The organism is Corynebacterium urinipleomorphum (assembly GCF_900155535.1).
GTDB classification, from domain to species: Bacteria; Actinomycetota; Actinomycetes; order Mycobacteriales; family Mycobacteriaceae; genus Corynebacterium; species Corynebacterium urinipleomorphum.
In genome coordinates, this window is sequence record NZ_LT706963.1 from 547,947 (window position 1) to 561,882 (window position 13,936).

The following is a 13,936-nucleotide window of genomic DNA, read 5'->3' on the forward strand; positions in this document are numbered from 1 at the left end:
CCCGCCCGCCGCGATCGCGGATGCGGCGGTGGCCACGGCCGGGGTGTGGAATTTCGGGCTAATCTGCGCGAACACCGGCGGCAGGGCCTTGTAGAAGCCCATCGCCAACAGCGTGCGGGCGGGCCCGACCATCGTCGACTGCAGCGAAGCGAAGGAACTCGCCAGCACAGAGATCGACATGAGGATCGCCCATGGTCCCATGACCGGGCCGGCCAGCGCGGCGAAGATCGATTCCTGGTTCTCCGGGTTGCCGGCGCCCAGGCCGGTGTCGCCGGTGCCGGCCCATGACACGACCGCGACAGCGGTGAGGATGTAGACGGTGATGACCACGAGCACGGTCAGCGTGGCCGCGCGGCCTGGGGTCTTCTCCGGGTCCTTCGTCTCCTCGTTCATGGTCAGGGTGACGTCCCAGCCCCAGAACATGAAGATCGACAGCGAGATGCCGGCGGCGACGGTGGAGAAATCGCCGATGGTCAGCGGGTTGAACCAGTCCGCCTCGACCGGCTGAAAATCGAAGCCGTTGCCGTGGTACGCGTTCCACAGCGCCATTCCGCCGAAGAGCACGAGGGTGAACAGCTGCAGGGCGACCAGGAAGTACTGGAGTTTCTCCGTGGATTCGAGTCCGCGGTATGAGATGTACGCGGCGACGGCGAGCAGCGCGAGCGTGGTCGGGATATTCACCCACAGGTTGCGGGCGAGATCCGCGATCGCGCTATTGCCCGTGAGCTGCGCGAGCAGAATATAGAAGAAGTCCACGGCCACAGCCGCGAGATTCGACAGGACCAGGATCGTCGCTGTGATCAAACCCCAGCCGCCCATCCAGCCGACCCAGGGGCCGAAAGCCTTCGTCGCCCACGTGAACGAGGTGCCCGAGTCGGGGACGCGGTTATTCAGCTCGCGGTACGCGAAGGCGACGAGCAGCATGGGGAAGAACCCCAGCAGCAGGATGGCGGGGACGTGGTCGCCGACCTCGGAGATCGTCGGGCCGAGACCGGAGGTCAGCGTGTACGACGGCGCAATGCAGCTCACGCCAATCACCACGGCACCGATCAAGCCGACGCGGCCAGCGATGAGGCCTTTTTCGCTTTGCGACGGCTGATGTGCCAGGTCCTCTACCTTTTTGCTTGAGCTCATTCACCCGCCTCCTCGGACTCTCGTTTCTTTTCCAGCGCTGGGGTGATCACAAGCGGGATCGGCAGGGTGCGCAGCACTTTCGCGGCGCGCGGGCCCATGAAGATCCGGCCGGCAGTCGCCAGACGCGACGAGCCCGCGAGCAGGATCTCGTCGTCGTTCCACTCCAGCTCGGTGGCCGCCTCGGCGACCGTCTTTCCGGTGACGACCTCGGTGGAGGCAGACCCGGCGTCGACAAGCTGCTTTGCTTGTTCTGCGAGGTAGCGGTTCGCGTTCACCTCGAGGCTTTCCAACACCTTGTGGCTGACTTCCTGGTTGATCGCGCCTGCGTCTTCCTGGGTGAGGAACGAGATGAGGCGCAGCTCGCTGCCGGAATTCTTCGCCGTGCGGATCGCGGTGTCGATCAGCTCGTTTGAGCCGGACAGGGTGCCGAACATGCAGGAGATGCGGCTGATGCTCTCCGGGGCCTCGTAGCGCGGCGGTGCCAGCGCGACGGGGATTGACGAGGAGTGCAGCAGCGTATTCGCCGACGAGCCGACGCTGAAGCGGCGGAGCAGGCCGCCACCACGGGTCCCCAAAATGATCAGGGCGCAGTTCAGCTCCTGCGCGGTGCGGTGCAGCGAGCGCGCGGCGTCGGTTCCCGACACGACCCGGCCGATGGCGTTGATCCCGTCAGGCACCTTCGCGAGCGCTTCTTCCAGCCATGTGCTCAGCTGGCGGCTGATCACCGTTTCATGCGCCCGCGTGTGCGGGTACGCGCCGGAGTATGCCTCGGAGTGGGGCACGACCATGGCGATTTCCAGGTCGGCATTCCAATTCCGGGCCAGGCCGATGCCGAGATTCAAGGCATCTGCTCCCGACGGGGTGGCGAGGTAGCCGACCAGGATCTTCGATGGTCCCTGGTGCGCGGAAGTTGGTGACGGCTGTGTCATATCACCTGGTCCTATCCGTTATCCAGGATGGCGTTCGCGGCGTGCTCGCCCTGGCGGATGGCGCCGTCGACGTGCTGGTAGCCCTCGTCCGCGATATCGGAGCACGCGAAGTGGATCGGGCCCACCGGCTGGTTCTGCAGGTGGCCCCAACGGGACAGGCCGCCCAGGTCGTAGCTGGTGGCGTAGGCGCCGCGGGTCCACTCTTCGGCGGCCATGTCGGAGAGGTAGAACGCAACAGGCTCCATGGTCTCCGGGCCGAGGTACTCGGCCATGGCGGACAGGATGCGCTGCTTGCGCTCCTCCTCCGGCAGGTGCCACATCTCTTCGGCGTAGACATCGGAGACGAAGCCGACGAGGGTGCCGTAGGTGTCTTCCTCACCAGCGGCGCCACCGGCGATATTGGAGCCGCGGTTGGTGTTGTCGTAGACCTCCTGGACCAGGCGGCCGCCGCCGAAGCCGGTGCCGGACAGGCCCTTGTCGCGCCAGAACGGGGTCTCGTAGATGGCGTGGACCTTGATGACCAGGCCCATGGAGATGTGCTGGTGGGCAATGTGCAGGTCGCGCGGCATCGGCGGGACGTACGAGATGCGGTTGTACAGGTTCGGCGGAACAGCGATGACGACGTTCTTCGCGCGGACGGTCACCTGGTCGGAGACGACCGTGACGTCGCCCGGCTTGCCGTTATTCGGGATGCCGTTGCGCACGTCCGGCTTGACGTTGTTGAGGCTGTCCTCGGTGGACGGGTCCGGCTGAGCCCACTGGATCTCGCGGACCGGGGTGCCCAGGAAGACGTCGTCGCCGAGCTCGCCTGCCATCGTCTCGGAAACGGACATCATGCCGCCTTCGACGCGGCGGTCGAGGATGAAGTCCTCGTCGACGAGGTTGGAGAAGGAGCCTGCGGATGCGGCCATGAGGACGGCCTGCAGAGCGGAGAAGGTGAACGACGGCTTGGTCAGCATTCCGGAGGCGACGTAGATGGAGACGTTGTCGATGGCCTCTTCGTCGTCGGACAGCTGCTCCAGCCAGTGGCGGAAGGAGATGGAGTCCAGCTCAGCGGCCTTCGGGTGCGCCCACGGCTCCTTGGCACCGATCTCGGCCGCCAGCTCGTCGAGGATGCCGATCAGCTTGTCCATCTCGGCCTGGGTGGAGTCCGGGGCCGGGAAGACCGGGCCCTCGTACTCGTGTCGCTCACCGTTGGGGGAGAGGTAGATGGACTTGCCCTCGCGGTAGCGCTGGAAGGTGGTCAGACCCAGCTCGTCGACAAGCTCGATGAGGCGCGTCTGGTCGGGGGAGATCCACTGGCCGCCGAGCTCAACGAAGTGGTCCACGCCGTTGTCGTCGCGCACGCGGCCGTTCCAGGTGCGGCCGCCGACGCGCTCGCGGGCTTCGAGGACTGCGACGGACTTTCCCGCCTTCTTCAGGGTGCGGGCGGCCATGAGGCCGGCGGGACCAGCGCCGACGACGACAACATCGCGCTCGATCTCGGTCTTGGGTGCGCTAGTATTCATGCTTTTACTCCTGTACATGAGGTACGTGAGGCCGGCGGTGCCGACCGTCGCGGGTAATGAACGCCATTCATTAAATGGTGTGATCCAGGGTACAGTCGATCGCGAGATGAAGGAAGTGTCACATGGCTAATGAGCGCGGGCGCCCCACAGAATCCCTGGTCAGCCGGGAGAAAATCGGCGACGCGGCCCTCGACATCGCTTCCGAAAAGGGCTACACAGCACTCACAATGGCCGCGCTCGCTCGCCGCCTGGGTGTTGCGCCGAGCGCGCTCTACAACCACATTTCCGGCAAGGACGAACTCTTCTACTTGCTGCAAGACGCCGTGATGCAGCTTGTCGACGTCTCACCTTTAGAGCGGGCGCTGGAATCCGGGGTGGGGTACCGGCGCGCCCTGGAGCTGTGGGCGACGTCCTACCGCGACGTCTTCGCCAGTCACACTCCGCTGATCCCGCTGATCGCTGCGCAGCCCATCGGGGACTCGCCGCGCACGCAAGAGATGTACGAGGTGGTCGCCCGCGCGATGGAGGCTGCCGGCTGTCCGCCGGAGCATGTCATGGGGCGGATCATCGCGATGGAGTCGTTCATCTACGGCTCAGCCTGGGATGTCAATGCTCCGGCGGACCTGTTCGATCCCGCCGCGATCGCTGACGAGCACTCCGCACTCGGCCGCGCCGCCGAAGCGATGCGGGCGGGAGCAGGAGGCACTACGGCAGCAAAAAAGGGTCAGCGCGACGCTAACCCTTATGCGGACCAGCCCTTCCGGGACGGCCTTGAAAGCTTGCTGGACGGAATGCTAGGTCCGTCCAGCTCAGCCTGAATTTCTAGATGTTATTGCGCACAGCCTCAGCCATGACGCGCAGGCCGTCGCGTAGCAGCTCCTCCGGGATCACCAGGGACGGCAGAAGGCGGACGACGTTGCCGTCGAGGCCGCAGGTGAGGATGAGCACGCCGGCGGCCTTACACTCGGCGGCGACCTTGGCGGTCAGCTCGGGATTCGGCTTGCCGTCTTTGGTCACCAGCTCGACGGCGATCATGGCGCCGCGACCGCGGATCTCGGCGATCTCGTCAAGCTCGGTCAGCGGGTCGAGCTCCTGGTGGATCACGTTCGCGATCTCCTTGGCGCGGAGAGCGAGGTTGTGCTCCTTCATCTCCTCGATGGCGGCGATGGCGGCGGCGCAGGCCACCGGGTTGCCGCCGTAGGTGCCGCCCAGGCCACCGGCCATCGGGGCGTCCATGATCTCGGCGCGGCCGGTCACAGCGGACAGCGGCATGCCGCCGGCGATGCCCTTCGCGGTGGTGATCAGATCCGGCTCGATGCCCTCGAAGCTGGAGGAGAACCACTCGCCGGAACGGCAGAAGCCGGCCTGGATCTCGTCGGCGATGAACACGACGTTGTTCTCGCGGCACCAGTCGACGATGGCCGGGAGGAAACCCTCGGCCGGCTCGATGAAGCCGCCCTCGCCCTGGATCGGCTCGATGACCACGCATGCGAGGTTCTCTGCGCCGACATTCTGCTCGAGGAAGCGGATCGTGCGCTCAGCTGCTTCCTCGCCCTTCAGGCCGTCGCGGAGCGGGTAGGACATCGGTGCGCGGTGAACCTCGCTGGCGAACGGGCCGAAGGAGGACTTGTACGGCTTGTTTTTCGCCGTCATGGCCATAGTGAGGTTGGTGCGGCCGTGGTAGGCGTAATCGAAGACTGCTACGCCGGTCTTGTGGGTGTAGGAACGCGCGATTTTCACGGCGTTCTCCACAGCCTCGGCGCCGGAGTTGAGCAGGACCGTGCGCTTCTCGAAGTCGCCCGGGGTCAGCTCGTTGAGGAGCTCAGCGACCTTGAGGTAGCTCTCGTAGGGGCTGACCATGAAGCAGGTGTGGGTAAAGTGACCGGCGGCCTCGGAGACAGCGTCGACGACGCGCTTGTTGGACGCGCCGACAGAGGTCACGGCGATGCCGGAGGCGAAGTCGACGAAGGAGTTGCCGTCAGCGTCGACAAGCACGCCGCCGTCGGCGTCGACGACGTAGCCCGGCAGGCCCGGGCTCATTGCTGCTGCGACGGCCTTGCCGCGGCGCTCGTTCAGCGCGGCGCTCTTCGGGCCAGGCAGTTCGGTGTTGATGCTGCGAACCTGGGGGAGGCGGTACTCGAGATCCTGCATGGTGCGGGTTCCTTTCCAATTCGGCGTGCTGTCCCGGACGGGGCCAGCGATTTCATGGCTGTAGTATCCATCCCGCTCCCACCCCGAGGGCAACCTACGCCATGTCCATCTTTTCGCGCCAACTTATACACTGTGTCCATGTCTTCGTCTTCGCGGTCCGCGGAAAAGAATGAAACTGCAGGCAGCCCCGACATGCTCGCCGCGGCTGAGCTACTCGACCTCGGGTGGCTGTACGGAATCCGTTCGCTCGATCTCGCCCCCGTGGGGGAGACACGGCAGGGCAAATTCGAATCGGTGCAGGCGAGCGAGATCGTGGAGACGGCCGAGTTCATCCGGCCCCGGTCGATCGTGCTCACCCTGGGACTGCGACTCAGCCCGGATGACGAGCCGGACCACGGCAGCGACATCGCCGCGTACGTGGAGCGTCTGAGCGACGCGGGTGTAGCCGCTCTCGGATTCGGAACCGGCCTGCAGCATGAGGAGATTCCCTCCGCTTTGGTGCAGATGTGCGCCCGAGTGGAGCTGCCGCTGTTCGAGGTGCCCCGCAAGACTCCCTTCGCGCTAATTTCCAAGGAAATCGGCGACGAGCACGCCCGGCGGCAGGCGGTGGCAGCCAACGAGATCCTCGAGGCCGCGGAGGGCCTGAACCGCGCGGCGTGGAACGGCGGCGTCGATGCGCTGGTGAGCAGGACCCGCAGCGCCGTCGGCGCGGATGTCCTGATCGGCGACAGCAGTGGCCGGGTGGTCTCCTCTGCACCCGCGAAGCCGACGGAGCGAGCGTTGAAAGCTCTTCGGCTCGCGCTCGCCGACGGCGGGCGCAGCCGCGCCTACCGCGCGGAAAACCGGACCATGATTGTCCAGCGCATGCGCGCGATCGGAGACAAGTTTTTCGTCGCCGTCGTGGATTCGCCGCGGCCGCTGCCGCCGTTGCAGCGCAGCGCCATCAAGCACTTCGTGGGCCTTGCCGAGATCGTGCTGCGCGACCCGCTCGCGCTGCGGAGCGCGGAAACTCAGCTCCACGGTGCAGCGTTGGAGATGTTCTTGGGCGGCGGCGACACCTCTCCCGCGACGGCGCGCTTGCTCGATCGCGCCGCCGACGCGGACGGAAACGTCGTGCCCGTGGCCATTGTCGCCGCGAATAAGTCGGCGTCCTCCCGCGCGCTCACCCAGCTGGACGAGGCATTGGGGCTGCGCCAGATACCGCTCGCGCACGTGCGCACCGATCCGGACGGCTTCGTGTTCCTTTCGCGCACGGCGATCGCAAAGCCGAATGCCGAGGACATCTTCGGCAGTTTCTCCTCCCGACTCCGCGTGTTGTCCGGCCGCCAGCGCCACTGGAGTGAGCTGAGCGATGACGATGTCGGGGTGCTTGTCGGCCGTGCGCGTTCGCTTCCGCCGGGGACAGTGGACGAGTACCACCCGCGGAGGCTGGACTGGGCGGAGGATTCCGCGGTGCACGCCGCCCTGTCCCGCCGCTACCGTGAGGTGCTCGGACCGATGGCGGAGGAGGATCCTGGCCTGCTCGAGACCGTGCAGGCCTATCTCGTGCACGGCTGCGAGATCCGTGCTGCGTCGGAAGCACTCGGGGTTCACCGGCACACGCTCAAAGCCCGTTTGGAGCGCGCGGAACAGCGTTTCGGCGTGCCTCTGGGGGATCCGCTGGGCCGGGCGGAGCTGCTCGTGCTGCTCAGTATCTCGGGCGAGAAGAGCTAGCACAGCCGGAATACGATTGCAATGCCCCTATCCGGGGGCGCTGCCATGGCGGGCGCTGAGTAGTCTCCGGCGGTATAGCGTTGTTTTCTGGAACGTCCCGGCGTGAGCCGGGCGATGAAGACAGACGAGAAAACCGACAACGAAAGGCTTGATCATGGCTGATTCCACCACTTCTGTGGACACGAAGGCTCTGCTGGAGTCCCTGCCCACGGGGCTGTTCATCGGCGGCGAGTGGCGCGATGCGTCGAGCGGCGAGACCTTCGACGTGCAGAACCCGGCCACCGGCGAAGTTCTGGCTACGCTACAGTCCGCGAACAGCGACGACGCGCTCGCGGCGCTCGACGCGGCCGTGAAGGTGCAGACAGACTGGGCGCGCACGCCGGCGCGTCAGCGCAGCGAGATTCTCGCCCGCGCGTACCAGCTGGTCACCGAGCGCACCGAGGAATTCGCGGCGCTGATGACGCTGGAGATGGGCAAGCCGCTCGCTGAGGCGCGCGGCGAGGTCAAGTACGGCGCCGAGTACCTGCGCTGGTTCTCCGAGGAGACCGTCCGCCAGTACGGCAACTCGCAGGAGGTGCCGGAGGGCGGCATCCGCATGGTCACCCGCCGCAAACCGGTCGGCCCGTGCCTGCTCATCACCCCGTGGAACTTCCCGCTGGCGATGGCGACCCGCAAGTTCGCCCCGGCGATCGCCGCTGGCTGCACGATGGTGCTCAAACCGGCTGAGCTCACCCCGCTGACAACTCAGTACTTCGTGCAGACAATGATCGAGGCCGGCGTGCCCGAAGGCGTGCTCAATGTCGTCTGCGGCACCGACCCGGCCGCGATCTCCGAGCCGCTTATCGACGACCCGCGTCTGCGTAAGGTCTCCTTCACCGGTTCCACCGCCGTGGGCAAGATCCTGATGAAGCAGGCGGCGGACGGTGTCCTTCGCACCTCGATGGAGCTGGGCGGCAACGCGCCGTTCATCGTCTTCGCTGACGCCGACATCGACCAGGCTGTCGCCGGTGCGATGGCCGCCAAGATGCGCAATATCGGCGAAGCCTGCACGGCCGCCAACCGCTTCCTGGTGCACAAGGACGTCGCCGACGAGTTCACGGACAAGTTGGTCGCCGCCATGGAGAAGCTCACCGTCGGCAACGGCATGGATGACGGCGTCGATGTCGGCCCGCTGATCGAGGAGAAGGCCCGCCAGAATATCGCCGGCCTGATCGAGGACGCGAAGAAGAACGGCGCGACCGTGCTCACCGGCGGCGGGGCGATCGACGGCGACGGCTTCTTCTTCCAGCCGACCGTTCTGCGCGGGGCGAGCACCGATTCCCGGATCTTCCAGGAGGAGATCTTCGGACCGGTGGCCTCCATCTACGAGTTCACCGACGAAGACGAAGCCATCGACCTGGCCAACTCCACCCCGTACGGCCTGGCTTCCTACATCTTCTCGGAGAACTCCGACCGCATGTGGCGCCTGGCGGACGGCCTGGAATTCGGCATCGTCGGCTTCAACGCCGGCGTTGTCTCCAACGCGGCCGTTCCGTTCGGCGGCGTGAAGCAGTCCGGCCAAGGCCGCGAGGGCGGCGCCGAAGGCCTCGACGAGTACACCGAGGTGCAGTACATCGGCGTGCGCGACCCGTACGCCAACAAATAATCCCTAGCGCGGGGCGGGTAAGGGGAGGTCCGCGCTAGCGGATCTCCAGGAGCACGGCGGTCTTGTTCACCTGGTCGCCCTGCTCCACGGCAAGCCCCTTCACGGTGCCGGACTTGTGCGCCTTGACGGGGTTTTCCATTTTCATGGCCTCGAGCACGAGGAGGATATCGCCCTCGGCTACCGCGTCCCCTTCGGCAACGTTGACTTTGACCACGGTGCCCTGCATCGGTGCGGGCACGGCATCGCCGGACAAAGCGGCACCGGACGAGCGGCGCTTCTTGGACTTCCGCTTTCCACCGTTGCCGATGACCAAGGAGGAGGGGAGAGCCACCTCGATGCGGCGGCCGTCAATCTCCACGGCGTAGGTGCGGTTCGTGGTCGGCTCGTCGCCTTCGTCCTCGCTGTCCTGGTAGGCGGGGATGTCGGCGCTGAACTCCTCTTCGATCCAGCGGGTGTACACGTCGAAGCCGTTCTCGTCGCCGATGAAGGCCGGGTCTTTCAGCACTGCCTGGTGGAAGGGAATGACGGTGGGCAGACCGTCGACGACGTACTCGTCCAGGGCGCGACGTGCGCGCTGGATGGCCTCGTCGCGGGTCTCGCCGGTGATGATGAGCTTGGCCAGCATGGAGTCGAACTGACCGCCGATCACATTGCCGGCGCGCACACCGCTGTCCACGCGGACACCGGTGCCGGTGGGCTCCACGTAGCGGGTGATGGTGCCCGGGGCCGGCATGAAGTTCATCCCGGGGTCCTCGCCGTTGATGCGGAACTCGATGGCGTGGCCGCGCGGAGTCGGATACTCGGTGAGGCGCAGCGGCTGGCCGGAGGCGATGCGGAACTGCTCGCGCACCAGGTCGATACCGGCGGTCTCCTCGGTGACCGGGTGCTCCACCTGCAGGCGGGTGTTCACCTCGAGGAAAGAGATGATGCCGTCCGGGTGTCGCTCGTCAGCTGGGCTGACTAGGTACTCCACGGTGCCGGCGCCGTAATAACCGGCTTCTTTCACAATCGCTTTTGCCGACGAGTGGATGGCCTCCCGCTGCGCGTCGGTCAGGAACGGGGCAGGAGCTTCCTCCACCAGTTTCTGGAACCGTCGCTGGAGAGTGCAGTCGCGGGTACCGACGACGATGGCGTTCCCGTGGACATCCGCGAGCACCTGCGCCTCCACGTGGCGGGCACGGTCCAGGTAGCGTTCGACGAAGCACTCGCCGCGGCCGAATGCGGTGACTGCCTCGCGGGTAGCGGACTCGAATAGCTCCGGAATCTCCTCGCGGGTGTGCGCGACCTTCATGCCGCGGCCGCCGCCGCCGTACGCGGCCTTGATGGCCACCGGCAAGCCATGCTCGTCGGCGAATGCAACGACCTCGTCCGCGCTGCCCACCGGCTCCTTCGTGCCCGGAGCCATCGGTGCGGAGGCCTTCTCCGCAATTCGGCGTGCCTCCACCTTGTCGCCCAGCAGAGCGATGGCCTCCGGCGACGGTCCGATCCACGTCAGACCTTCGTCGATAACGCGGCGGGCGAAGTCGGCGTTCTCCGAGAGGAAGCCGTAACCCGGGTGGATGGCATCTGCGCCCGAAGCCTTCGCCGCGCCGATGATTTTGTCGAAGTTCAAGTAGGAATCAGCGGCTGTGTTGCCGCCGAGCGCGAACGCCTCATCGGCAAGCTCCACAAACGGGCTGTCCGTGTCCGGTTCGGCGTAGACCGCCACCGATGCAATGCCGGCATCCTTGGCCGCGCGAATGACGCGTACAGCGATCTCGCCGCGGTTAGCAATGAGAACTTTGGAAATAGTCAAAGGTGAGGGCACTATCAACAACGCTTCCTGCTCGGTGGACAATCTAGGCGGCACGGCCACATGCTCACACTAGGGTAGAGCACGCAACGCCCGCGGCAGAGCAAAACACTGCTGAACACGGTTGAACACCGTCCGGCACAGCCGCTGACTGCTGCGGGCAAGGCGGAAGCTAGGGGAGCTCCCACCGACACATACCTTTTAGGTCTTATTCACTCTTATCGATCGGCATGCGCACCATGTTTCCCCACTCGTACCACGAGCCGTCGTACAGCGAGACGTCCTCGAGTCCGAGCACGTGGCGGAGGATGAACCACGTGTGCGCCGCGGACTGGCCGTTGCCCGAGTAAGTGATTACCGGGGCATCGGCGGGCACGTCTGCGTAGGCTGCGGCGATCGCTTCGCGGTCCTTCACCCGGCCGTTCGGGTGCACTGCATCGCCCCACGGGTGGTTCACCGCACCGGGGATGTGGCCGTGTCGCAGAACTGGGAAGACGCGGGTGCGGTCCTGCTCCAGCTCGGTCTCGGAACCGGCGTAGTACTCGGGGCCGCGGACGTCGATAAGCATGCTCCTTGCGTCGCGGTCGCGCACCTCGTCGACGAATGTGCGCCACGGCTTATCGGTGCGTTCCACGACGGGGTAGTCCTGCGACGGGTACTCGGGGACAGCGAAGGACGTGTCGCGCTCCTCGCTCATCCACGCGTCGCGCCCGCCGTCCAGGATGCGCACGTCAGGGTGGCCGAAAAGCTCGAAAATCCAGGCGGTGTACGCCGCCCACCAATTGTTATGGTCGCCGTAAATGACCACGGTGTCGTCGCGGCCGATGCCGCGCGCATTCATCAGCGCTGCGAACGCCTCTCCGTCGATGAAATCGCGCACGACATCGTCGTTGAGGTCCTTATGCCAGTCAATGCGCACCGCGCCGGGGATGTGGCCGATGTCGTAAAGGAACGCGTCCTCATCCGACTCGACTACCCGCAGGCCGTCCACGCCCAAGCGTGCCGAGAGCCACGAGGCGGACACGAACTTCTCCGGGTGCGCGAAATCTTGGAACTGTGGGAACGGATCTGCGGGAATTCCCATGGCGAGCAACCTCCGCGTGCGGGCTGGAGAAAAATGGACAGGAAACGGCCGCACCCTGGTGAGCCGTCAATCACTGCTAACCCTACCTGTGAACCCCCGGGGCCCGTGAAGATTGATGTAAACTTTCGCGGCTGTGAGCTTAATTACTATCCAATTCACTCACCCGGCAAGGCAGTGAAAAACACCCTAGTCTTTGCAAGGGAACGCTCGGGAATGGGACGAGTGTTCCTCCCGCAATGAACGCACTTATCTGAAGGGATTCATCGTGCACAAGGCTATCGTCGTCTTCGAGGTTGAAGGCGGTTCCGACAAGTACTTCGACGGGCACCGCAAGGACACCATGCCCATCGTCAACGCCATCAAGGACAAGGGCTGGAACTCCGAGGTCGTGTACTTCCGTCCGGAGTGGTCGGAGGACATCTTCGAGTACGTCTCCAACAACTTCGACGCCTACATCTCCCGCGTGAACCCGGGCAACATCCCGGGCGGCGAAAAGGGCTACTTCGACCTGCTCACCCGCCTTTCCGAGGCTGGCCTCGTGGGCATGTCCACCCCGGAGGAGATGGTTTCCTACGGCGCCAAGGACGCACTGGTCAAGCTGAACCAGACCGACCTGGTTCCGGAAGACACTGCCGCGTACTACGACGTCGAGTCCTTCCACGAGACCTTCCCGACCTCCCTGTCCTACGGTGAGCGCGTGCTGAAGCAGAACCGCGGCTCCACCGGCTCCGGCATCTGGCGCGTCCGCCTCGCCGACGAGTCCCTCGCCGAGTCCGTCGAGCCGGGCACCGCCCTGCCGCTGGACACCAAGCTCAAGTGCACCGAGGCCGTGGACAACCACACCGAGGACCGCGAGCTCGGCGAGTTCATGGACTTCTGCGACCAGTACATCATCGGCGATAACGGCATGCTCGTGGACATGCGCTTCATGCCGCGCATCGTCGAGGGCGAGATCCGCATCCTCCTCGTCGGCCCGCACCCGGTCTTCGTTGTGCACAAGAAGCCGGCCGAGGGCGGCGACGCATTCTCCGCGACCCTGTTCTCCGGCGCTAAGTACACCTACAACAAGCCGGAGGAGTGGCAGGAGCTCGTCGACATGTTCGCTGAGGCCCGCCCTGTCATCGCCGAGAACCTCGGCGGCGACAACATTCCGCTGATCTGGACCGCCGACTTCATGCTTGCGGATGACGACGAGACTGGCGAGGACACCTACGTCCTCGGCGAGATCAACTGCTCCTGCGTCGGCTTCACCTCCGAGCTGGACATGGGCATCCAGGAAATGGTCGCTGAGGAGGCCATCAAGCGCGTCGAGGAGAAGAACGCCTAAGTTCTCTCCAGCGTTCGCGCAAACTAGTTGAGCCCCGGTTCCCTGTGGAATCGGGGCTTCTGCTGTGCGGTATTGGGGGGTTAAGTAGCAAAAAGTGTGTCTGGTCGGCGTGTCGTCGGTTGGGTGCACTTTTTGTTATTTGAGTGGTCCTTTTCTGATTCCTATCGAGTGTTCGTATTCGGTTGGGATAGCGTTGTCGTAGAAGGCTGGTCGGCCTGTTTGGTGGTCGGCTTTGTTTCGGTCTTCTGGGACGAGATCGGGAACTTTGGCGAGTTGATCTTGTCCATAAGCGCACTGCCTGGCGATCTGTAACGGGTCGTCAGGCAGTTGCGTTTTCGTATGCAAGTACCATTCGAGCATTTTGCGTTGCCGCTCGCCTGATCTGCCGCGGTGGGCATCAGCGATGCGCTTGAGTTGAGCGTTGACGCCACCTTCAAGACTATTGGTGGTCGATGCCCACCGGGCTGGTTCGAGTGCGCCTGGTGGTGGCTGCAGGTAGGTGAATAGCCAGTTGTTGCGCGATAGGTGCAGAAGCGAGTTATATGCCTTGCGTACCCGGATGTGGGTGAATTCCCACTGGTGATTCAGCGTACGACGCTCTTTGGGCACAGGTGTCTTCTCGTTCAAAAAGTCCTTGTAGACCTGGCCGAAGT

The 13,936-nt window shown here is 64.9% G+C and carries 10 protein-coding genes and 1 pseudogene; 4 read left to right on the top strand and 7 right to left on the bottom strand.

What is annotated here, in order from left to right:
- From CZ338_RS05495 to CZ338_RS05505, 3 genes are all read right to left on the bottom strand, one after another.
- Positions 1–1,134, bottom strand: a 1,134-nt coding sequence (locus CZ338_RS05495) for an APC family permease (RefSeq protein ID WP_087117251.1), incomplete at its 3' end; no start/stop codon positions are given.
- Positions 1,131–2,063 (bottom strand): universal stress protein, encoded by a 933-nt coding sequence (locus CZ338_RS05500; RefSeq protein ID WP_087117252.1) that lies wholly within the window; start codon positions 2,061–2,063, stop codon positions 1,131–1,133. The genes CZ338_RS05500 and CZ338_RS05495, both read right to left, overlap by 4 nt.
- Positions 2,064–2,074: 11 nt before the next feature.
- A complete protein-coding gene (locus CZ338_RS05505) occupies positions 2,075–3,571 on the bottom strand; it encodes a flavin monoamine oxidase family protein (RefSeq protein ID WP_087117253.1) in 1,497 nt (498 codons plus the stop codon).
- 122 nt (positions 3,572–3,693) lie between these two features.
- On the opposite strand from CZ338_RS05505, the gene CZ338_RS05510 reads away from it, so the two are divergent.
- Positions 3,694–4,389 carry a TetR/AcrR family transcriptional regulator gene (locus CZ338_RS05510; protein WP_087117254.1) on the top strand — a complete coding sequence of 232 codons (696 nt, stop codon included), beginning with the start codon at positions 3,694–3,696 and terminating at the stop codon, positions 4,387–4,389.
- 4 nt (positions 4,390–4,393) lie between these two features.
- Here the strand turns inward: CZ338_RS05510 and gabT are convergent, their stop codons facing one another.
- A complete protein-coding gene (gene gabT, locus CZ338_RS05515; RefSeq protein ID WP_087117255.1) occupies positions 4,394–5,722 on the bottom strand; it encodes a 4-aminobutyrate--2-oxoglutarate transaminase in 1,329 nt (442 codons plus the stop codon).
- 138 nt (positions 5,723–5,860) lie between these two features.
- Between gabT and CZ338_RS05520 the strand changes: the two genes are divergently transcribed.
- Together CZ338_RS05520 and CZ338_RS05525 are read left to right on the top strand one after the other, a co-directional pair.
- Positions 5,861–7,435, top strand: coding sequence for a PucR family transcriptional regulator (locus CZ338_RS05520; RefSeq protein ID WP_162287307.1), 1,575 nt, complete (start codon positions 5,861–5,863; stop codon positions 7,433–7,435).
- 154 nt (positions 7,436–7,589) lie between these two features.
- Complete coding sequence (locus CZ338_RS05525; RefSeq protein ID WP_087117257.1) at positions 7,590–9,080, top strand: NAD-dependent succinate-semialdehyde dehydrogenase; 1,491 nt, start codon at positions 7,590–7,592, stop codon at positions 9,078–9,080.
- A 34-nt stretch (positions 9,081–9,114) separates the two neighbouring features.
- Here CZ338_RS05525 and CZ338_RS05530 read toward each other — a convergent pair whose 3' ends face one another.
- Both CZ338_RS05530 and CZ338_RS05535 read right to left on the bottom strand, forming a co-directional pair.
- Positions 9,115–10,875, bottom strand: coding sequence for an acetyl/propionyl/methylcrotonyl-CoA carboxylase subunit alpha (locus tag CZ338_RS05530; protein WP_087117258.1), 1,761 nt, complete (start codon positions 10,873–10,875; stop codon positions 9,115–9,117).
- Positions 10,876–11,080: 205 nt separating this feature from the next.
- Positions 11,081–11,956, bottom strand: a complete 876-nt coding sequence (locus CZ338_RS05535) for a sulfurtransferase (RefSeq protein ID WP_087117259.1) — start codon at positions 11,954–11,956, stop codon at positions 11,081–11,083.
- Between the two features lie 265 nt (positions 11,957–12,221).
- On the opposite strand from CZ338_RS05535, the gene CZ338_RS05540 reads away from it, so the two are divergent.
- Positions 12,222–13,283 (top strand): Cj0069 family protein, encoded by a 1,062-nt coding sequence (locus tag CZ338_RS05540; protein ID WP_087117260.1) that lies wholly within the window; start codon positions 12,222–12,224, stop codon positions 13,281–13,283.
- A gap of 135 nt (positions 13,284–13,418) precedes the next feature.
- Here the strand turns inward: CZ338_RS05540 and CZ338_RS05545 are convergent.
- Positions 13,419–13,936, bottom strand: a pseudogene (locus CZ338_RS05545) (IS1249 family transposase); the annotation flags it as partial.

Bases quoted from the DNA above. Each gene is read 5' to 3' on its own strand.
- CZ338_RS05510 (WP_087117254.1), top strand. From the start codon at position 3,694: ATGGCTAATGAGCGCGGGCGCCCCACAGAATCCCTGGTCAGCCGGGAG.
- CZ338_RS05505 (WP_087117253.1), bottom strand. From the start codon at position 3,571: ATGAATACTAGCGCACCCAAGACCGAGATCGAGCGCGATGTTGTCGTC.
- gabT (WP_087117255.1), bottom strand. From the start codon at position 5,722: ATGCAGGATCTCGAGTACCGCCTCCCCCAGGTTCGCAGCATCAACACC.
- CZ338_RS05500 (WP_087117252.1), bottom strand. From the start codon at position 2,063: ATGACACAGCCGTCACCAACTTCCGCGCACCAGGGACCATCGAAGATC.
- CZ338_RS05535 (WP_087117259.1), bottom strand. From the start codon at position 11,956: ATGGGAATTCCCGCAGATCCGTTCCCACAGTTCCAAGATTTCGCGCAC.
- CZ338_RS05525 (WP_087117257.1), top strand. From the start codon at position 7,590: ATGGCTGATTCCACCACTTCTGTGGACACGAAGGCTCTGCTGGAGTCC.
- CZ338_RS05520 (WP_162287307.1), top strand. From the start codon at position 5,861: ATGTCTTCGTCTTCGCGGTCCGCGGAAAAGAATGAAACTGCAGGCAGC.